This is a genomic window from Saliphagus sp. GCM10025334, assembly GCF_042663485.1.
Taxonomy (GTDB): Archaea; Halobacteriota; Halobacteria; order Halobacteriales; family Natrialbaceae; genus Natronosalvus.
In genome coordinates, this window is sequence record NZ_JBHTAF010000002.1 from 647,655 (window position 1) to 668,048 (window position 20,394).

A 20,394-nucleotide genomic window follows, 5' to 3' on the forward strand; every position below is an offset into this window, starting at 1 on the left:
TCACTTGCCTCCCGCCGGTGTCGTCGCCGTCTCGATCGCCTGCTCGAGGTCGGCCAGGACGTCCTCGGGGTCTTCGATGCCGACCGACAGACGGACTAGGTCGGGCGTGACGCCCGCCTCCTCCTGCTCCTCGGGCGTGAGCTGGCCGTGGGTGGTGCTCGCGGGGTGGATGACGAGCGTCTTCGCGTCGCCGATGTTCGCGAGGAACTGGGCGACTTCGACGGACTCGCAGAACGTCTTTCCGGCCTCGTATCCCCCCTCGAGCCCGAACGCGATCATGCTCCCGTAGTCCTCGAGGTAGGTCGCGGCGTTATCGTGAGTGGGGTGGCTCTCGAGCCCCGGGTAGGTGACCCAGGCCACGTCGTCGTGGTCGGCGAGGTAGTCGGCGACGATGGCGGCGTTTTCGCAGTGTTTCTCGATTCGGAGGGGAAGCGTCTCGAGGCCCTGGAGCGTCTCCCAGGCGTCGACGGGCGACTGTTGATTGCCGAGGCTGCGCGTCGACCGGTAGCGGACGGCGGCGGCCAGCGGCGCGTCCCCGAAGTCCCGCGAGAAGTCGACGTCGTGGTAGGCGTCGTTCGGCCCGGCGACTTCCTCGTAGCCGTGGGCCCCCCAGTCGAACGATCCGCCGTCGGCGACGACGCCGCCGACCGTCGTTCCGGAGCCGTGGATCCACTTCGTCGTCGACTCCCAGACGATGTCGGCGCCGTGCTCGAGCGGCCGACACAGCGCGGGCGAGGCGAAGGTGTTGTCGACGACCAGCGGAACGCCGTTCTCGTGGGCGATGTCGGCGATTGTTTCGAAGTCAGGCGTGACGAGCGATGGGTTCCCAATCGTCTCGACGTGAACGAACGCGGTGTCCTCGTCGATAGCCTCCTCGTACGCGTCGGTTTCGAGCGTCGGGACGAACCGGGTGTCGATCCCGCGGCGTGCCGCCGTCTTGGCGAAGTACGCGGTCGTGCCGCCGTACGTATCCGTCGAGCAGACGACGTTGTCGCCGGATTCGGCGAGCACCAGAACGATGGAGTCCAGCGCGGCCATGCCGCTCGCGCTGGCGACGGCGCCGCTCGCGCCCTCGAGCGAGGCGAGACGCTCCTCGAGAACGTTCACGGTGGGGTTGCTGATCCGCGAGTAGATGTGACCCTCCCGCTCGAGGGCGTACAGGTCGGCGGCGGTATCCGCGTCGTCGAAGGTGTAGGAGGTCGTCTGGTAGATCGGTACCGCGGCCGCACCGGTAGCCGGATCGCCGTCGTAGCCGGCGTGGACACTCCGGGTGGCCAGCCCGGGGCTCGAGGGGCCGTCGCTCTCGTCGTTACTCATGTTTCGTATGCATACTTCTGTGTCGACTTATGCACAGCAGTAACGGCAAATACGGCCATCGAGCGCGAGTGATCCTCTCGCATAATGGCCGAGCGGGTTTCCGAGACTCGAGCTGGCCCGGAACTGACGGTTTCATAGGTATCGAGTGCCAACACGTCCGCGTGCACTCGAACGACCGGGATCGGATCGTCCTCGCGACGGTCGTCTTCGCCGTGCTCTTCTCTCAGCTACTGCTCTACCCGGGCATCGCGGACCTCGTCGAGGCGCTCGGCGCGGGAGAAACCACTTCACCGCTGACGTCGACCGCCCTCGACGCCAGCATGTGGTTCCTGGTCGCGGAGTTCGCCGCTTACGTCGTCTTCGTCGGAGCCTGGGGAATCGCCAGCGACGCGACCGGCAAGCGGACCCCGTTCATCGTCGTGAGCGCCCTCGCCGGGAGCGCCGGCTACGCCGCCCTCGCACTCATCGGCGCGTTCGCCTCGCTCTCCTTCGGGGGCGTGCTCGTTCTGCGCGCGTTCCAGGGAGCGATGACCGTCGGCGCGCTCTCGCTCACCATGACGATGCTCATGGACCTCGAGGGCGGCCACGGGCGGAACATGGGAGCCGCCGGAATCGCCATCGGTCTCGGGGCCGCGATGGGCGCGCCAGTCGGCGGGCAGCTCACGGCGGTCGACCCCCTCGCCCCGCTCGCGGCCGCGGCCGTTTTGCTCGGCCTGGTCGGCCTCCTCGTGACCCTCGCGACCGACCGCGCACCCAGCACGCGCCGGCGAGCGAGCGCGATCCTCGAGGGGGTCCGACGACGGCCGACGCTGTCGATCCCGTACGCGTTCGGCTTCATCGATCGACTGACGGCGGGCTTTTTCGCCCTCGTCGGGACGCTTTACTTCCAGGCGACGTTCGCGGTGGACGCGGCCACGACTGGCCTCCTGCTCGCGTGCTTTTTCGCTCCGTTCGCTCTCCTGCAGTACCCCATGGGCGCGCTCTCGGATCGAATCGGCCGGACCATCCCCATCGTCGTCGGCTCGCTCTGTTACGGCGTCGGCATTCTCGCGGTCAGCGCCGCCCCCTCGGTAACTCTCGCTGCCGCAACGATGGTCGTCGTCGGCATCCTGGGGGCACTCATCTCGCCGGCGACGATGGCCCTCGTCACCGACCTCGCGGCCGACGGCGAGCGCGGACTGGCGATGGCCGGGTTCAACCTGGCGGGCAGCCTCGGCTTTCTCGGCGGGTTCCTCATCGGGGGCACGGTCGCCAGCCAGTACGGCTACGAACTGGCGTTCCTCGTCGTCGGCGGCCTCGAGATCGCGATCGCCGTCGTCGCCGCGCCTGCGTTCGTGCGCCTCTCGCTCGGCCAGGAGTCGCTGTCGCTCGACGGTCGAGACGTCTAGCCGACCGGAACCCTCTCTCGAGGAGTGAGCTCTCGTCGGATTAGCGTCAGGTACCGCCGGAACCGGGCGATTATTGGCGCTTCAGCCGTCGAGAATCGTCCGGCCGACGTGTCGGTTCGTAACAAAAAACCGGCAGTTGCAGGTCATCGTTATATCCATCCGTTTGATGAACCGATGAGTATGGGATCAAAACAACCCTACTCACGACGACGAATACTCGGTATTTCAGGCGTGGCGCTTTCGGCTGTCCTCGCCGGATGTGGCGGACCGAGCGACGAGGAGGGTGCGCCAGAGAACGATACCGGTGTTGGCGACGACAACGAAACCGATACCGGCGTTGGCGACGACGAGGAGGACAACGAAACCGACATCGGCGACGACGAAGAAGACAACGAAACCGAAGACAACGAGACTGACGTCGGTGACGACAACGAAACCGAAGACAACGAGACTGACGTCGGCGACGATAACGAAACCGAAGACGAATAATTCGTCGCGCATCGACCGTTTTTGCCGACCAGTTGGAGGACCGCTCGAGCCGACGGACTGGCGAGTCGCTGAGCCACGAGGCTCCTGCTCGCTACCGCTCCCCGTGGACGAAGTCGATCGCCCCGACTCCACCTAGCTGTCACGTGAGTTAGTAACACGCCCACTCGACTCATTGTCGAATGCTATCATACACCTCCGAATTATCCATCTATGGGCCTCGAGAAGTGTGAATAGCAACATAGATATACGGTCGACCCATTTTGAGGATAATGACTGATACGAGAGACATCGGGCTCTTTCTCGGGCTCGCGCTCGTCTGGGGCACCTCGTTCGCGGCGATCGAGATCGGCCTGGCGACCGTGCCCCCGATCCTCTTCGCCGCGTTTCGATTCGACGTCGCGGCACTCCTCTTCGTCGCCGCCGTCGCCCTCACCGGCGCGTCCTGGCGACCGAGCGTTCGAGCCGACTGGCTCCTGATCGCCGTCGGCGGCGGCCTCCTCGTCGGCGCTCACTTCGCGCTGCTCTTTCTCGGCCAGTCGATGGTCTCGAGCAGCGTCGCGGCGGTCGTCCTCAGCCTGACGCCCATCGTGACACCACCGCTGGCGCTCGCCTTGCTCCCCCGTGAGCGGATTCGCCCGCAGGCCGTCGTCGGGTTGGTGCTGGGACTGGTCGGCGTCAGCACGATCGCGCTCGAGGGCGGTTCGTTCGGCGGCCAGGCTCTCGGCGTCGGCCTGCTGTTCGCCTCGGCGGTCGTCTTCGCCCTGGGTTCGGTGCTCACCGAACGCACCCGGGGAACGCTGCCGATCGTCTCCCAGCAGGCCTGGGCGATGGGACTCGGAGCAATCGTCCTGCACACCCTCAGCGGCCTCCACCCCGCCGAGACCCTGGTCGGCCTCGAGGTCACGACCGACGCGGTGCTCGCCCTGACGTACCTCGCCGTCGTCGCCACTGGCGGCGGCTTCTTCGTCTACTTCGTCCTCCTCGAGCGCATCGGGGCGACAGAACTCAGCCTGGTCAACTACGCCGTGCCGGTCGTCGCGGCGGTCGTCGGCTGGGCGGCGCTGGGCGAGTCGCTCACCGCCGGGACGGTCGCTGGCTTCGCGCTGATCATCGTCGGCTTCGCCCTGTGTAAACTCGGCGCCCTCTGGCAGACGGCCGCGCCCGCGATCGGCTACGGCCCCTACCGGCCCAGTGATCCCGAGGGGGTCGTCGTCGGCGGGAACGTTTACCTCGCCGACGAAGGGTCGGATCGGGGCGTTTCCCGGTCGACTCGAGGCGACGCCGTCGCTGCGGACTAGCGATCGACACACGCCTCGAGTACCTTCTCGCTACTGCGGCGCCTGATTGGGCACCCGTCGTGGTATTGTGCCATTCACAAGGACCATAGCCTCGCGTGACCCAGTACCGCCTATCAGGTGAGTCCCGTGACCGAGAAACGCGAATACAGAGACAACTATCCCGACAAGACGCTGTACATCCCGGGTCCGACCGAAGTGCGCGAGGACGTCATCGAGGCGATGTGCGAACCGATGTTCGGCCACCGGATGGACCGCATGACCGACCTCTACACGACCATCGTCGAGGACACCAAGGAGTTCCTTGGCACCGACAACGACGTGATCGTCCTCACGGGGTCGGGTACCGAGTTCATGGAGAGTTCGATTCTGAACCTCGTCGACGAGCACGTCCTCGTCACGACCTGCGGCAGTTTCAGCGAGCGCCAGGCCAACGTCGCCGAACGCCTCGGCAAGACCGTCGACACCCTCGAGTACGAGTGGGGCCAGGCGGTGAAACCAGCGGACGTGCGCGAGCGCCTCGAGGGGAGCGACACGGACTACGACGTCGTCACCTGCGTGATGAACGAGAGTTCGACCGGCGTCCGCAATCCCGTCGAGGAGATTGGCGACGTCGTCGCCGAGTACCCGGACACCTACTTCGTCGTCGACGCCGTCTCCGCGCTGGGGGGCGATTACGTCGACATCGACGCCCACGGCATCGACGTCATCTTCACCTCGGTCCAGAAGGCGTTCGCTATGCCGCCCGGACTCGCCGTCTGCGTCGTCAGCGAGGACGCCTACGAGCGCGAGCTCGAGAGTGAGTCCGCCTCGTGGTACGGCGGCTTCCAGCGCACCATCGACTACTACGACCGGAAGGGCCAGACCCACTCGACGCCCGCCATCCCGGTCATGCTCGCGTACCGAACACAGATGAATCACATGCTCGAGGAGGGCCACGACGCCCGCAACCAGCGCCACCGGGAGATGGCAGAATACACCCAGGAGTGGGCCCGCGAGCACTTCGACACGTTTCCCGAAGAGGGCTACGAGTCCCAGACGGTCAGTTGCATCGAGAACACCCGGGACATCGACGTCGCCGGGACCATTGAGGCCGTCTCCGAGGAGTACGACATGGTCTTCTCGAACGGCTACGGCTCGGCACTGGGCGAGAAGACGTTCCGCATCGGCCACATGGGCGAACACGACCTCGAGTCCATCGAGGCGCTAACCGACGCGATCGAGGACGTCGCCGGGTTGTAGCGAACGATGGGACGGACGGCCTCGAAGCCGTCCTCTCGGTCGCCGCGGCCGATTACTGCGTATAGGAGCTCTCGCCGACCGTCTCGACGTACTCGCCGCGACCGGTCGACATCGAGTCATCGAAGTCGATGACGCGGACGCGGACGCGCTTTTCTACGTGCCCGGGGCTGGCCCCCTCGACGTACAACACAGTGTCACCGATGCGGGCGACGCCGGTGTCGTCCGCGTCGAACTCCGAGAGGAAGACGTCCACCTCGGTTCCTGGGGTGAGCGTCGGCCTGGTCGTCCGGAAGTGCCACCCGCTGAGGAACTTCTCGAGGACGCTCATACGCGGGCCACCTCCTCAGATTCGCGGTCGATGACGTACTCGCGGCCGAAACCGGTGATCGCCGCGAGAACGAACACCGCTACCAGCAACCAGCCGTGGAAGACGAACGGGACGACGTCGATCGGGTTGACGATCAGCGACTCGCCGAACCAGTCGTACGTGTCCGGCAGGTCCTGCATCTCGGAGAAGCCCACCAGGACCCCGCCGGACCACGGGAAGATGTAACCGAGCGCGGCCGTCTGCGCGTCCAGGATGTTCGCGCGCCGGTAGCCGTTGATGTTGAAGCGCTCGCCGACCTTCGAGATGTAGGGACCGATCGCGACCTCGGCGGCGGTGTTGATCGTGATCGTCGCGTTGATCAGTGCGGCGGAGCCGACCATCGTCAGTTCGGCGTTGCGGACGTTCGTCGCGAGCGTGTCGAGCGACCAGTCGAGTATCGCCTGGAACGCGCCGCCACGGATCATGATCTGGGCAGCGCCGATGATGAACAGCACGAGGATCGACAGTGTGAAGAAGCCGGCGGCGCCCTCGACGAGGCTGCCGGTCACGGCGGGATCCTCGGCGATCTCGACGATCGGCAGCACCGCGAGTTGGTCCGCTGCCGGCGCGTCACTGGGTGCCTCGAAGTTGACGATGGCGCTCGGCGCCGTGAGGCCGAACAGGAGGTTCGAAGCCACAGCGAAGACGATCCCCCAGGAGATGGCCTCGACAATGTGTCGCCCGGCGACCGCCGTCACGATGACGACGCCCATCGAGAGCAGGTGAACGAGCCCGATCGGGGTGCTCTCCTCGACGAAGAGCTGTCGGGCCTCGGCCCCGTTGGTGATCTCGGCGCCGGGGAGCACGGAACTGGCGACGACGTATCCGACGAACGCGAGTACCGCGGCGATGATCGCGTACTTGAATCGGGACGCGACGACGCCGCCGATGTCGGCGTCCTGCGTGACGGCGCTGACGATCGTCGTGTCGCTGACCGGCGCGAGGTTGTCGCCGAAGATTGCGCCCGACAGGATCGCACCGAACAGCAACACCGGGTTCGCTCCAAGGAGCACGCCCGCCGGGAAGAACAGGGCGACGAACGCGATCGTCGTCCCGTAACCCGTCCCGATGCCGGTCGCGAGGAGCGCCGCCAGCACGAACGTGATCGCGGGGAACAGCGCCGCGCCGACGCCCGTGAGATCGGCCAGCCAGACCAGCCCCTCGACGAACCCGCCGGTCTGCATCGTCTGGGCGAACATTCCCGCCCAGACCCAGGCGACGATCGCCGTCACCGCGACCGGCTGGGTCATCCCCTCGAAGATGGTGTTCGCGTACCCCTTCCAGGAGCCCCTCACGAAGAACATCCCGAGAATGAGCCCCAGGAGGATCCCGAGCACGAGCCCCTCTTCGCTCGAGATGCGCAACAGCGCGGTCTGGACGATCGCCCAGAGGACGAAGAACGCGATCGGAAACGCGCTCATTCCTCGACCGCCGTAGAACGTGATCGCCGGCTCCTCGTCGGTCGGATCGACGAACTGTTCGCTGGCTATATCCTCGTCGTCCGGTGGGTCGTCCCTGCGTGACATTTCATCACCGCGCGTACGTTGTTACCAATGTACAATATAATTCACGGAGTCGTCAGTCGGTTTTGCTGGTACGGCTACACGAATCGTGAGTAACGTCTCCTGAATTCACAGCGGGACCTTCGCAACGGTGGGTTCGCATCACTTGGACGAACGCGGCCTCGAGTCGCTCTGAACCTTGAAACTGCCTCGATCGCCGGATGAAACGGAGTTGCCGACCGAATTTCGGTCAGCCCTGCACGTGTGCTGTAGTGGCCGGGAGCACGACTCGAGCAACGCGAGAGAGACGTGCGACTTGGGGGAAGGCAGGCGATTCCCTGAATTGAACCGCGAGCGAATTCGTGAGGAGCGGGCCGACGACTGACGTGGAGTGACGCAGCGCGTCACGGAACGGAAAGAGGAGTGTTCTCGCGAGCAACGCGAGTGAGAACTCGGAAGTCGCAGTCCGTGAGCGGAGTGAACGGAACCGTCTTCCGTAGTTTTTAGTCGAGCTTTTGCCGAGTGTCAACGCGACGTGGAGCGCCACTGGCGCTCCCGTCGCGATACGAACGCAGCGCAAAAGATCGTTTTATTGGATGTGGCCTTCTCGCCTGAGCTGGTCGGCGTCGGCCTTCTCGTAGCGCCAGGTGATGTCGGCCTTCTCGTCTTGCCAGTCCCAGGGGGAAACGAGGACGACGTCGTCCTCGCGGATCCAGATGCGCTTTTGCATCTTCCCCGGAATGCGGGCCGTGCGCTCCTCGCCGTCGGCACACCGCACTTTCACGCGGTTCGCCCCGAGCATGTTCGTGACGGTCGCAAAGACCTCGTCGTCGTCGGGCATTCGGAGGTTCTTGCGCCCACCCTCGTCGTCGCTCATATGCCGGCGTTTGCTCCCGGTACGGTTAAGGTTTTATCGTTTCTCACCGCCGCTCGGCCCGTACCGCGGTCCTGACGACTCGAGCCAGCCCCATCGTGATCGCGACAGAGCCGACGAGTGCGAGTCCCGAAAAGAGGACGAAACCGAGCGCTCGAGCCCCGAGCGCCGTGTACTCGAGGAAGGGTGTGGTGAAGCGGTAGCCGAAGACGAGTACGATCACACCGATGGCGATTCGGATGGCGGCCTGCCAGTACGCACCGTACTCCTCGGGTGAGACCTCCATGTTCGTGTCTGTCCCTCTGGCTCGAGGTGGCGCTCGCGGGTGATAACTTCCGGTGGTCGTCGACGCTCGTCACTCGTCACTGCGTCGGGGGTCCGGGTTCGCTCGAGTCACCCGGCGAATTCGACTCTTCCGACGTATCCGATGCATCCAACTCTCCCGATGCATTCGACGCACCCGACTCGAGCCCGTCCCGCATCTGTCTCGCCACGCGAGCCCCCACCAGCCGATCGATCCGTCGGGTCTCGAGGATCTCGCGGCTCCGTCGGGCAGCCTCAGCGTCGACGGCAAACTCGAGGGCCGTATTCGAGTACTCGACGCGCGAAAGAACCAGCGGCTCCGGTGCCGCAGGGGCGATGCCCTCGTGTCCGGGAAGCGGTTCGGGCTCGAGCGCGCGGTCGATTTTCTCGAGGGGTTCCTCACCGCGCCCGACGGCCCGAGCGAGCGAGACGAGTCTGCGGACGAGTTCGCGCGCGAACCCGGACGCGCTGACGGTGATTTCGAGGAACGGGCCGTTTCGCTGAGCCTCGAGCGTCGGCGACCGGCGGGTCCCCTCCTCGTCGGGCGTGAGATTGTGGAAGTCGTGGGTGCCGGAGAGGGCTTCGAGGGCGGTATGGAAGCGTTCGTCGTCGACGGCCGCTTCGGCTGTCACGTCCGAGTCGACTCGAGGCGCGTACAGGTGATAGGTGTACTCTCGACGCGTGGCGTGATGGGTCGCGTGGAAGTCCGTCGGCGCGTTCACGCTGGCCCAGGCCCGCACGTCGGGCGGAAGCGCCGAGTTCAGCGCCCGCGGCGTGAGCCAGTCGGGCGCCTCGAACGTGATCGTCTGGGCGAGCGCCGAGACCCCGGCGTCCGTCCGTCCGGCGGCCGTGTACCCCGCGGGTTTGGGGTCGTCGCCGAGCACCTCGAGATCTCGGAGGCCGTCGAAGATGGCGTCCTCGACGGTCGGGACGTCGGGCTGGCGCTGGAAGCCGTAGTAGCCGGTCCCGTCGTAGGCGATCCGATAGACGCGCATCGATTCTCGAGCGTCGAGACGGCCCTGTGGGGGTTAGGCCCGTCGGTTCTGGTTCCGATTCCAGCGCCCAGTGTCAAATGAGATACGTCTGGCGCTCGAGCGCCGGGTTCGACGGCTACTTCCAATCCCCTGTATTCTCGCCGTGAATTTCGCCCTTCGCCCGCCGTCGTCCCGGCCACAGTGCAAGCACCGCGACCGCGAGGTAAAACGCCCCGAGGATCCCGGCGACGACGAAACCGTGAATGCCGGGCAATTCGGCCGCTTCGGCCCACTGCGCCTCCGGCGTAAAGAGCGTCACCTTCGCAACCCAGGCGAGTCCGACGATGACGAACAACAGCCCATAGATGCGGCGTATTCGGCGGGAGAGCGCCTCGAGGAGCGAGACTTTGAACGTCGGCTCGCGCAGATCGGTGCCCAGTTCCTCGCGCCACCGCGGGTGCTCGACGCCGACCGGCTGGAGGGCGTTCGCGAAGACGTTCTCCTGGACGAACCGGACTCGAGCCCGGTACATGTCGTAGAAGCGGTAGCGTCGAACCTCGTAGGAGAGGAAGACACAGAGGACGACGAGGCCGATCAACAGCAAGTAGGCCGGCATCTCGCGGCTCGAGAATACCAGCGACAGCAGCGCCGCGATGACCGTGATCGCCCAGTTGGTCGTCTGATCGATCCGGTCCTGTGCGTTGTTGGCCTGACTGACCTCGCCCCGGTAGTAGTGGGGTAAGAGCGCGAGGAGGGAGTCGGGCTCGTCAGCGGCCTCGGCGGCGATCTCCTGATCCTCGCGGTCGAGCGGGGAGTTCGGGCGATCGGTGCGATCATTGCCTCTCATGGGCGTCGTTCGGTCCCCAGACGGGTAACGGGCTATTGGCCGTCGATCCGACTATCACCTTCGACGAACGCTCACCCGGTGACACCTATTTACGCAGGGTTGGTGGACAATGCGTATGGACGAGGACCTCCTGACCGTGGCCGACGAGAGATCGCTGACCACTGCCGCGGGAACGTTGCGAGCGATCGCCGACCAGCTCGAGCACGGTGACCGACTGCGACTCGAGGGAACCGATCGGCGGGTAGCCGTTCCGCTTCCTGACTCGGTCGCGTTCGAAGTGGGACTGGAACTCGAGGGCATGGACGAGAGACAGAGCGAAGCCGAAGACCAGCACGAAGGTAAGGCTGAAAGCGAAAACGAGAACGAGAGCGAAGACGGGGAGAAACAACCCAGGATCGAACTCGAGGTCGAACTCGAGTGGCCGGTGACCGATGCGGACGCCGTCGAGATAGTATCGACGTCCGAGTCTGGCGATGACCTGGAACCGACGGGAGAGACGGATCGGGTCGACGCCGAGCATCCCCACGAAGTGGTCGCCATCGCTTCACCACCCGAATCGCTCGCGGAGTTCCGGCTGTTCGAGGACCGGGCCGGCGAGTGGCGCTGGCACCTCCGTCACCAGAACGGGAACATCATCGCAGACGGCGGCGAGGGATATACGACGAAGCAGAGCGCCCGCAATGGCATTCGAAGCGTCGTACGGAACGCGCCGGGCGCGAGCGTCCTCGAGGGACGCCCTGAGAACCGCGACGTCGAGAGGTGACCTGAGTAACTCGATTCGAACGCTGAGAACCTGCATACGCCGGCCCGATGGCCTTCCCCATCTGCGGTGCATGAATCGTATGGTAACGGACGACGCTAACGAGCGTGATGTACAGACCCATCGAAACCCGCGGAACGTCGTTCTCGTCGTTCTCGACACGGCGCGAAAGACGAGCGTCTCGCGGGAGACGATGCCCACGCTCACCCAGCTCGCCGAAGCGGGGACGACGTTCGAACGCGCGTTCGCGACGGCCCCCTGGACGCTCCCATCGCACGCGTCCCTGTTTACCGGCACCTACACCAGCGAACACGGCGCCCACGGCGGGCACACCTACCTCGACTCGAACCGCCGGACGCTCCCGGAGGCCTATCGAGATGCCGGCTACGAGACCGTCGGCGTCTCGAACAACACCTGGATCACCGACGAGTTCGGCTTCGACCGGGGGTTCGACGACCTCCGTCGCGGCTGGCAGTACATCCAGTCCGATGTCGACATGGGCACCGTCGTACGCGGCGAGGACCTCCGCGAGAAACTCGAGGCGACGCGCGACCGCCTCTTCGAGGGGAACCCGCTGATCAACGCCGCGAACGTCCTCTACAGTGAAATTCTCCAGCCGAGCGGCGACGACGGCGCCGACCGGTCGACGACGTGGGTCGCCGACTGGATCCGGTCGCGAGAGGACGACCGGCCGTTCTTCCTGTTCTGTAACTACATCGAACCCCATATCACGTACGATCCGCCCCGAGCGTTCGCCGAGCGATTCCTGCCCGACGGCTGGGACTACGAGGCGGCGACGGACATCCGCCAGGACCCCCGGGCCTACGACTGCGAGGACTACGACCTCTCCGAGTCGGAGTTCGCCGCTCTCCACGGCCTCTACCGTGCCGAACTCGCCTACGTCGACAGTCAACTCGAGCGCCTCCGTGACGCGCTCCAGTCGGCCGGCATCTGGGACGAGACGCTGCTGGTCGTCTGCGGTGATCACGGCGAGAACGTCGGCGACCACGGCTTCTTCGGTCACCAGTACAACCTCTACGATACCCTGATCCACGTCCCACTGGTCGTTCACGGCGGGGCGTTTACCGATGGCGGGCGACGGACGGACTTCGTCCAGTTGCTCGACCTGCCCGAGACGGTGCTCGAGGCGACTGGCGTGTCGGATCCCGAGATGGAAACCCAGAGTCGGGGGCGGTCGTTCCATCCTGACGCGATCACCGAGACGAGAGACGCCGTGTTCGCCGAGTACGTCGCCCCTCAGCCGTCGATCGAGCGCCTCGAGGCCCGGTTCGGATCGCTCCCGGAGCAGGTCTACACCTACGACCGCCGGCTACGAGCGATCCGCACGGATCAGTACAAGTACGTCTGTGGCGACGACGGGTTCGAGCGCCTCCACGCCATCTCGAGCGATCCGACCGAGACAGTCGATCTGTCCGACCGGCAACCTGATCGCGTCGAGACGCTTCGTAAACGACTCGAGGCACACTTCGAGGGCGTCGATACCGTCGAACGCCCCACCGAGGGAGCCACACCGGAGATGACCGACTCGACGAAGGATCGGCTGGCCGACCTCGGGTACCTCTAGTCCGGCGTTTCATTTTCGAAACGAAGAAACAGCGAGTTACTCGGCGCTGTAAAGCGAGCTCAGCCCGAATCGGCGACACGGGCGAGCGATCAACGCCGTTCAGCATTCGAGGATACGTCAACGAGCGAAAACAGTCTTCCGGCGTGAGTGTCTGACCCGGCCGAATTCGCTGCCAGATCGGTTTATGGCGTGAATTCAGGGTTTAACACCTCGATAATGAAGGGCGCTCCGCGTATTGGCATCCGTATGAAGCCACTTCGAATCGAGCCCTGTCCAGACACAGTGGATGTGGACGGCCGGAAACAACAACTAATTGGGAGGCGGTGAGAGGATGACAGGACGACACAATCGAACGAATGGGGCATCGGCGTCGGGGCGAACGACCGGCGACTCGGGTCTCGACGTACTGCTAATCGGTATCGACGCTGGCTGTCTACCGGTCTTCGAACGACTCTACGAGGAAGGGCGTATTCCGAACCTCGAGCGACTCTGTACCGGGCCCGGGAACGTCTCGGCCCCGCTCGAGTCACAGATTCCGCCGTGGACGCCGAGCGCGTGGCCGTCGATTTTCACCGGCGTCAATCCCGGCAAACATGGCGTCGTCGGCTTCGTCGGCTACGACGGCTACGACTGGCACGTCTCCAGCAACGACGACGTCCACGAACGCTCTCTCTGGTCGCTCCTGGACCACCACGGTCGCTCGAGCGTCGTCGTCAACGTACCAGTGACTCACCCGCCGGACGAATTCGACGGCGCGATCATCCCCGGGTTCATCGGTCCGGAGAATCCGAAGTGTCACCCCGAAGGAACGCTCGAAGAGGTTCGAGAGGCCATCGGCGAGTACCGCGTCTATCCGAACTACACTCGTGGCGACGAATCGATCTCCGACCGCGAGAAGATGGACGAGTACCAGCGCCTCATTCGCATGCGCGGGGAAGCGTTCCGGTATCTCGTCGGCAAGCACGAGCCTGACTTCGGGTTCGTCCAGTTCCAGAAGACCGACACCGTCTTTCACGAGTTCGCGGGCGACCCCGACAAGGTCGAGACGGTGTACGAGTCGACGGACGACCAGATCGGGCAGATCCTGGAGGAGTGTGATCCAGACACCGTCTTCGTCGTGAGCGATCACGGGATGGGCCCGTACGAGGGCTACGAGTTCCGGATCAACGAATTCCTCGAGGAGGCAGGATACCTCGAGGCGACGACCAGCGGGAAGGGAATGCCCTCCTGGCAGCCCATGCGTCACCAGTTACGCGAGGGGAAAGACTGCGATAGCTGGGAGCCGACGATGACCGAACGAGCGGCCGCCGTCGCTGCCAGGTTCGGCATCACCGCCAGGCGGGCTCGAATCGCCCTCGAGCGAGTTGGCCTCGCCGATCACGTCATCAAGTACGCCCCGCAGAACGTCGCCCGGACGGCCAACAGGCAAGTCGACTTCGCCGCCTCGCAGGCGTACGTCCGCGCTCGAACGGAACTCGGCGTTCGCATCAACCTCGAGGGGCGAGAGCCCAACGGCATCGTCTCGCCGTCTGAGTACGACGCCCTCCGCGAATCCTTGATGGCCGATCTCCGGGCCGTCGAGACGCCCGACGGAGAGCCAGTCTTCGAGACGGTCGCCCCCCGAGAGGAGTACTTCCACGGACCCTACGAAGAACACGCCGTCGACATCGTGACGATTCCAGCCGACTTCGAACACGCGCTCTCGGAAGAATTGTGTGGCGAACAGTTCGGCCCCGTGGAACCGTGGAATCACAAACTCGACGGCGTCTTCGCCGCGAGCGGAGCAGGGATCGACGAGACCGCAGCGCTCGGCCATCCCACCATCTACGACGTGGCACCGACCGTGTTAGCCGCACTGGGCGTGCCCCAGAGTGATCGTATGGACGGGACGGTACTTCCAATCGTCGACTCTCTGGGAACCGAAGCGTATCCAACCGCCAGCGAGTCGACGCCAGCGAGTCGAGAGGCCGCAGACGAGACGGTAACCGCTCGCCTCGCCGATCTTGGGTATATGAACTAACCGTTTCAGTCGGTGAAACAGTCATTCGATCTTATTTTACTCATAAGTATTGTCCCCGTCATCGATAGCACACGTATACTGGTACATGGGCTTCGTAGCACACGTTTCACTGTCACATCCGGATCTCGTTCTCGCACCCACGATCCGGGCAAAACCGGATGTGACGATACGATACGAGTACGGTGTCGTGACCGACGGGGGTGAGCGGTGCTTCGTCTCGGTGTTTGGCGACGACCTCGAGCGGGTCGAGGCGACAATGGCCGACGACCACACCATTTCGAATCCGACCCGGGTGGCCACGTTCGAAGGACGAGCGATTTACCAGCTAGCCATCGATACGAACCTCGAAATCGTCCCGTATCGATGTGCCGCCAGAGGTGTTTTCGTGTTCGAGACGATCAGCAACGAGAACGGGTGGACGGTCCGTATACACGTTCCAGACCGGGAGGCATTATCGGCGTTTCGCGAGTACTGTCGATCCTGGTCGATCACGTTCCGGGTCAATCGATTGTCCCAGTCGACGGCCGAGGACGACGACGATACCTACTTTCTCACGGAACAGCAACACGAGATTCTCTCGAAAGCATACTACTCGGGATACTTTGAAATCCCACGTCGTGCCTCCCAGAACGATCTGGCGAACCAGCTCGGAATCTCGACGTCAGCGGTCTCTCAGCGGATTCGCCGTGCCGTCGCCGAGCTCATCGAGTCGACCCTCGAGAACGATCGAACGCCCGACCGCTGAGTCACGAACCGACTTCCTCGCCCGCTAACTACGCTCATTGCCTCGATCGACCCGGTGATGCGGTGTCACGATTTCCGCCTTCGGTTCCAGTATTAGCGATTCTCGGTACCTGAGAACGTGCCCGTTCGTGAGCGACGCGCGTGTCTGACCGTATCTGACCGTTCCACGGGTTTCGAGCGCAGGACTGCAACTCACCCGCCCGCTGCAAGTCGGTGGGATTGGGTGGGACGGCGGGGCGGTTCACGGTTGGTAGACGTTCCCACTCGGTGGCGGCAGTGATTCGACAGTCTTCATTCCTGAAACAGAATACTGGCCATAGAAGACCCCAAAACACCGTTTCGGGCCATGTTGCATTTAGCAAAACAGTCATAATACGGAATTTCCAGGGTTATCACTCTGATAATCCGACCCGTCTTAAAGGCTGGATATCCGAATCCATAGATATTGGCCCGGGACGTTACTCTAAACAAAGTGAATATCAATGGCGAAACGAAGCGGTGCAAAATATTCGGGTGCTCAACCTTCGGATTTCCAAAACGAATCCCAGGTAGGAGACGAACAGAACTCATCGAACAACAACGGCCGATCGCGGCGAGCATTTATGGGTGGTGTCGCCGCTGCCGGTGTTTCTCTCGTGGGAATGGCCACGAGTGCCAGTGCGGCTTCGGGTTCGTACACACAGTACGACGGCGAGTACCGACACGTCGTCAACGTCGTCGAAGCCGGCGCCGACAACACCGGAAACAAATCGATCACTCCGGTGCTCAGGAACCTTCGGAACGACAACACGCTGTTTTACTTCCCACCGGGGCGGTACTACATGGACAGCCAGCTCCGGTTTACCGGCTTCGACAACGTCGCCTTCATCGGTAACGACGCGACGCTCGTCCCCGCGAACTACTACAACTTCGAGGGGCCGCGCTACCGGCTCTTCCGTCTCGGCGTCGGCTACAGACCAGGACGCCGTCTACGTTTCGAGGGGTTCGACGTCGACCAGACGGCCCCCGACACCGGAATTCGCGTCATCGAGGCTCACGTCTCCGACCATCTCGAGGTGCGCGACATCAACATCGAGGGTCAGCACGACAGCGGAACGTGGGGACCGGGCCTGTTCAACGTCACCAGTTCGAGCGGCTACGGCATCGTCGAACGCTTCCGCGCCCCCCACGGTGGCGAGTGGATCGACAACACCCCGACGGCCGGCGAGCGATGGCGCGGTCCGACCGGCATCATTGCGAACCAGAACGCCGGCACCCTCGAGTTCAAACACTGCACGCTCGGCGCCTTCCCTGACAACGGTCTCTACGCGGCCGGCGGAAGCGGGAAGATAATCGTCAGCGGCGGCACCTACCGGAACAGTAACGGCGCGAATCTCCGCATCGGCGGTAACGGCAGTGAGATCAACTGGCCGACGGTAAGAATCGACGACACCCGTCCGGAAGACGCGGCTCAGCGCGGGATTCGAATCGAGAACGGCAAGAACCTGCGTATCAAGGGAGCGGCCGTCGAAGTGACCTCGCCGATGCCGACCAGCCACGCAATCTCGGCGATGAGCACGTGTGACAGCGCTCGAATCGAGCGCGTTCGCATTGACATGCAGGGCAACGACGTCAATCACGGCATTGTCGTCTCCCCTAACTGCGGGGAGGTCACAATCGTGGATACGAAGATCAACCACGAAACGGCCGGCGGCTACCCGGTGTGGATCCGCAACACGAGCGCGACCGACCGCGTTCTCGCCGAATACCTCACGATCACCGGCAAGGCAGGTGACGCCTCCGGATTCCGCGACGCCATCCGCGTCGAGCGAGACAACTGCCGGTTCAACGCGACCGAGGTTGACCAGTCCAGTCGGCGTGGTGCTAGCCGAAACGGGATCACGTCGACCGCCGACGACCTGACGGTCTGGAAGAGCACCCTTCGCGCGAGCAAGTACCCCTACGTTGACCTCGGAGACGACAATCTCGTTATGTCTTCCGACCTCGAATCGACCGGCGGCAAACAGGCGGCCTGCCTGTACGATTCGGTGGACGGCGTCTCGTTCAAGTACAACCGTCTCGTCAACGGCATCCGCGACTTCGGTGCGAGTAACGTCTACACCTACTCGAACACGTCGTCCTGAACGCCCGACGGTAGCCCGACGAAGGCGCACTAGTCGCGGTCGACGCTACTTAGTCCCCCTATAATAACACGCTGTCAAGCCGTTCGTCCACCCAGTGACCGTGTCGGATATCGATCGAAGTAGGGTGGTGGAACCAGGTTTCGGGTTCCGAAGACAGCCATGAACCGGAGTATTGCCAGCGGTGTCCTCTCGGTCGTCAGCGCCAAAGTCGTCGTTCTCGTGGTGACGGCCATTTCGACCCCGCTTCTGTACCGACTGCTCGGGGTCTCTCAGTTCGGCGAGTACTCGTTCCTGCTCTCGGTGTTCGCCATCTACATGATCTTCGTGAGCTCCGGAATTACCGACGGCGTTCGAAAGTTCCTCGCCGAGGATCGAGGTGCCGAAAACTGGGAGGCACACGTCGTCAGTTTCTACTTTCGGCTCGCGGTCGTGTTCGCTCTCGTGGGCGCTGCACTCATGATCGTCGCCGCGAGATTCGGGCTCGTCGCGGCAGCGTTCGGCGAGCGGTTCGTTCCGTACTTTTACGCGCTCGCCCTCCTCGTCATCACGGCCCAGTTCCGCGATTACGCCCGAAAGACGCTCATGGGATTCGGCCTCGAGCGCTACTCCGAACCCTTGAAGACCTTCGATACGATCGGGTTCGTTCTCGTCGCGATTCCGCTCGCAGCTCTCGGGTTCGGCGTGGCGGGGGCGCTCGCCGGCCACCTGATCGCGAGTCTGTCGGTCGGCCTCGCCGGACTGTACGTGATCAATCGACGACAGTCGCTATCGTGTGTGTTCACCTCACCGTCGTCGCGGTTTCCTCGACGCGAGATGCTCACGTTCAACTCGATGAGCATCGTCCTCGTCTTCCTCCTGATGTCGCTGTATCACGTCGACATCATCATGCTACAGCAATTCAGGGTCAGTTCGGAGGTCGGGAACTACAAAGCGGCGCTCACGCTCGCGGAGTTCCTCTGGTTCGTTCCACTCGCCTTGCAGACGGTATACGTTCACTCGACGTCGGAACTCTGGTCGCAAAACCGGTACCGGAAGATATCGTCGCTCGCCTCCCGAACGACCCGGTACACGTTCCTCCTGACGGCCGTCATGGCCATCGGCCTCGCCGCGCTGGCAGACGTCGCCGTACCGCTCTACTTCGGGTCGGACGCGGAACCCGCCGTCGAACCGCTCATACTCCTGTTGCCCGGTGCACTCGGATTCGCACTCGCACGCCCGGTTCTCGCGATTTCACAGGGGAACGGACAGCTCCGGTATCCCGTCGCTGCGACCGGCGTCGCTGCCGGGATCAACGTCGTCCTCAACTTCCTGTTGATCCCCAGATTTGGCATGCACGGCGCGGCGGTCGCCACGAGCATCGGGTACGGCTCGATGTTCGCCTTCCACGTCCTGAGCGCTCGAACGATCGGATTCAACCCGCTCTCGGACGCGCGACTCAGCCAGGCGATGGCTACGGCTGGGCTCGCAGGGCTGCCGATCTTCGCGCTCGCAACCGCCATCCAGAACCCGTGGCTCGCGCTCGTCGTGGTTCCGCCGGTCGGACTCGCCATCTTCCTCGGATTCGCGATCCTGCTCGGTGCACTCGATCCTGCCGAACCGTTCGAAATTCTCGCGATCGCGCCAGATCCGATCGGGTCCGTCGCGAGCAAGGTCTGTCGGCACCTCCAGGCAACGGGAGGCGATTCGCCGGTCGCGATGGGACAGAGCCTGCTCGTCGCGATCGGGCTATCGCTGCTAGTTTCTGGGCTCGTTCTCAGCCTGGTCGGTCCGGGGATTGGAATGACTCACCCCTGAACGGTGGACGCTCACGGGGCTACGACCGTAGTCTGGCCAACAGACACGAATATTTTTGGAGGAAGGGTTTACAGGAGGGACGTTCCTAGTTTCCACAATGGATCTTCGGCCGAAGTTGTTGTGGTGTTCGTGATTGACGAGAACGACGACCGAGACGCAACAGGGGCGGCGACTGGCGGGCTGGGACGGTGGGGAATCTCGGATAGCCGTAGACGTATCATCGAGAAGAGACTGCAATGAACGCAACTAGGAACGAACACACCGACGTGCTGCTGATCGAAGACAATCCTGGCGATATCCGCCTGATAGAGGAAGCCTTCAGGGCACACAGCGAGGACGTGACGCTCTCCGTCGTCCACGACGGTATCGCGGCGCTCGACTTCCTTTTCCAGCGCGGAGAGTACGCCGACAGTCCCACACCAGCCCTCGTCTTGCTCGACCTCAACCTCCCGCGAAAGAACGGCGACGAGATCCTCGAGGAGATGAAGAACGAACCGACGCTTCGTCGGATTCCGGTCGTCGTACTCACCAGTTCACAGGCGCGCGAGGACGTGCTGCGGACGTACGACAAGTGTGCGAACGCGTTCCTCACGAAGCCAGTCGACCCCGACGCATTCCTCGAGATTATCGAGTCGGTCAGGGAGTTCTGGCTGTCGACTGCCAGACTCCCCGACACTCGAGGGTGAACGTGGCAGTTACTCGATCCAGTGTTCGAGGTGTTCGCGCTCGAGTACGAACGTGGGTGCGAACGCGACCGCGAACACGTTGAA

General features: G+C 63.7%; 18 protein-coding genes. 11 read left to right on the forward strand and 7 right to left on the reverse strand.

The annotated features are described in order from the left end of the window. Complete coding sequence (locus tag ACFQO4_RS11525; RefSeq protein WP_500261045.1) at nucleotides 1-1,317, reverse strand: O-acetylhomoserine aminocarboxypropyltransferase/cysteine synthase family protein; 1,317 nt, start codon at nucleotides 1,315-1,317, stop codon at nucleotides 1-3. A gap of 161 nt (nucleotides 1,318-1,478) precedes the next feature. Between ACFQO4_RS11525 and ACFQO4_RS11530 the strand changes: the two genes are divergently transcribed. From ACFQO4_RS11530 to ACFQO4_RS11545, 4 genes are all read left to right on the forward strand, one after another. After that, the gene (locus ACFQO4_RS11530; RefSeq protein WP_500261046.1) at nucleotides 1,479-2,705 is read left to right on the forward strand and encodes an MFS transporter; all 1,227 of its coding nucleotides are present in this window, start codon (nucleotides 1,479-1,481) and stop codon (nucleotides 2,703-2,705) included. A 180-nt stretch (nucleotides 2,706-2,885) separates the two neighbouring features. Beyond that, nucleotides 2,886-3,194 carry a hypothetical protein gene (locus tag ACFQO4_RS11535; RefSeq protein ID WP_500261047.1) on the forward strand — a complete coding sequence of 103 codons (309 nt, stop codon included), beginning with the start codon at nucleotides 2,886-2,888 and terminating at the stop codon, nucleotides 3,192-3,194. Nucleotides 3,195-3,463: 269 nt separating this feature from the next. After that, complete coding sequence (locus ACFQO4_RS11540; protein WP_500261048.1) at nucleotides 3,464-4,492, forward strand: DMT family transporter; 1,029 nt, start codon at nucleotides 3,464-3,466, stop codon at nucleotides 4,490-4,492. Nucleotides 4,493-4,618: 126 nt separating this feature from the next. After that, on the forward strand, nucleotides 4,619-5,731 hold the full coding sequence (locus ACFQO4_RS11545; RefSeq protein ID WP_500261049.1) for a pyridoxal-phosphate-dependent aminotransferase family protein: 1,113 nt from the start codon (nucleotides 4,619-4,621) through the stop codon (nucleotides 5,729-5,731). Nucleotides 5,732-5,783: 52 nt separating this feature from the next. On the opposite strand, the gene ACFQO4_RS11550 is transcribed toward ACFQO4_RS11545, so the two are convergent. The 6 genes from ACFQO4_RS11550 to ACFQO4_RS11575 all read right to left on the reverse strand — a co-directional run bounded on the left by ACFQO4_RS11550 (nucleotide 5,784) and on the right by ACFQO4_RS11575 (nucleotide 10,598). Beyond that, nucleotides 5,784-6,059: a DUF7513 family protein gene (locus ACFQO4_RS11550; protein ID WP_500261050.1), complete on the reverse strand. Its 276-nt coding sequence runs from the start codon at nucleotides 6,057-6,059 to the stop codon at nucleotides 5,784-5,786. Then, nucleotides 6,056-7,624, reverse strand: coding sequence for a Na+/H+ antiporter NhaC family protein (locus ACFQO4_RS11555; RefSeq protein WP_500261051.1), 1,569 nt, complete (start codon nucleotides 7,622-7,624; stop codon nucleotides 6,056-6,058). Before ACFQO4_RS11555 ends, ACFQO4_RS11550 begins: the two co-directional genes overlap by 4 nt. Before the next feature lie 565 nt (nucleotides 7,625-8,189). Then, complete coding sequence (eif1A, locus tag ACFQO4_RS11560; protein ID WP_253431206.1) at nucleotides 8,190-8,477, reverse strand: translation initiation factor eIF-1A; 288 nt, start codon at nucleotides 8,475-8,477, stop codon at nucleotides 8,190-8,192. A 43-nt stretch (nucleotides 8,478-8,520) separates the two neighbouring features. Further along, a complete protein-coding gene (locus tag ACFQO4_RS11565) occupies nucleotides 8,521-8,760 on the reverse strand; it encodes a hypothetical protein (protein WP_500261052.1) in 240 nt (79 codons plus the stop codon). Between the two features lie 76 nt (nucleotides 8,761-8,836). Continuing rightward, a complete protein-coding gene (truA, locus tag ACFQO4_RS11570) occupies nucleotides 8,837-9,772 on the reverse strand; it encodes a tRNA pseudouridine(38-40) synthase TruA (protein ID WP_500261053.1) in 936 nt (311 codons plus the stop codon). Nucleotides 9,773-9,887: 115 nt separating this feature from the next. Beyond that, on the reverse strand, nucleotides 9,888-10,598 hold the full coding sequence (locus ACFQO4_RS11575) for a DUF2270 domain-containing protein (RefSeq protein ID WP_500261054.1): 711 nt from the start codon (nucleotides 10,596-10,598) through the stop codon (nucleotides 9,888-9,890). 115 nt (nucleotides 10,599-10,713) lie between these two features. Between ACFQO4_RS11575 and ACFQO4_RS11580 the strand changes: the two genes are divergently transcribed. From ACFQO4_RS11580 to ACFQO4_RS11610, 7 genes are all read left to right on the forward strand, one after another. Then, nucleotides 10,714-11,361 (forward strand): HVO_2922 family protein, encoded by a 648-nt coding sequence (locus tag ACFQO4_RS11580; protein ID WP_500261055.1) that lies wholly within the window; start codon nucleotides 10,714-10,716, stop codon nucleotides 11,359-11,361. Nucleotides 11,362-11,440: 79 nt separating this feature from the next. Further along, nucleotides 11,441-12,943 (forward strand): sulfatase, encoded by a 1,503-nt coding sequence (locus ACFQO4_RS11585; protein WP_500261056.1) that lies wholly within the window; start codon nucleotides 11,441-11,443, stop codon nucleotides 12,941-12,943. A gap of 331 nt (nucleotides 12,944-13,274) precedes the next feature. Continuing rightward, nucleotides 13,275-14,963, forward strand: a complete 1,689-nt coding sequence (locus tag ACFQO4_RS11590; protein WP_500261057.1) for an alkaline phosphatase family protein — start codon at nucleotides 13,275-13,277, stop codon at nucleotides 14,961-14,963. Nucleotides 14,964-15,048: 85 nt separating this feature from the next. Then, nucleotides 15,049-15,708: a helix-turn-helix domain-containing protein gene (locus tag ACFQO4_RS11595; protein ID WP_500261058.1), complete on the forward strand. Its 660-nt coding sequence runs from the start codon at nucleotides 15,049-15,051 to the stop codon at nucleotides 15,706-15,708. A gap of 640 nt (nucleotides 15,709-16,348) precedes the next feature. Beyond that, entirely contained in the window at nucleotides 16,349-17,830 is a 1,482-nt protein-coding gene (locus ACFQO4_RS11600) for a right-handed parallel beta-helix repeat-containing protein (RefSeq protein ID WP_500261059.1), read from the forward strand. Between the two features lie 159 nt (nucleotides 17,831-17,989). Further along, the gene (locus tag ACFQO4_RS11605) at nucleotides 17,990-19,624 is read left to right on the forward strand and encodes a flippase (protein WP_500261060.1); all 1,635 of its coding nucleotides are present in this window, start codon (nucleotides 17,990-17,992) and stop codon (nucleotides 19,622-19,624) included. A 236-nt stretch (nucleotides 19,625-19,860) separates the two neighbouring features. Continuing rightward, entirely contained in the window at nucleotides 19,861-20,310 is a 450-nt protein-coding gene (locus tag ACFQO4_RS11610; RefSeq protein ID WP_500261061.1) for a response regulator, read from the forward strand. The last annotated feature ends 84 nt before the right edge of the window (nucleotides 20,311-20,394 follow it).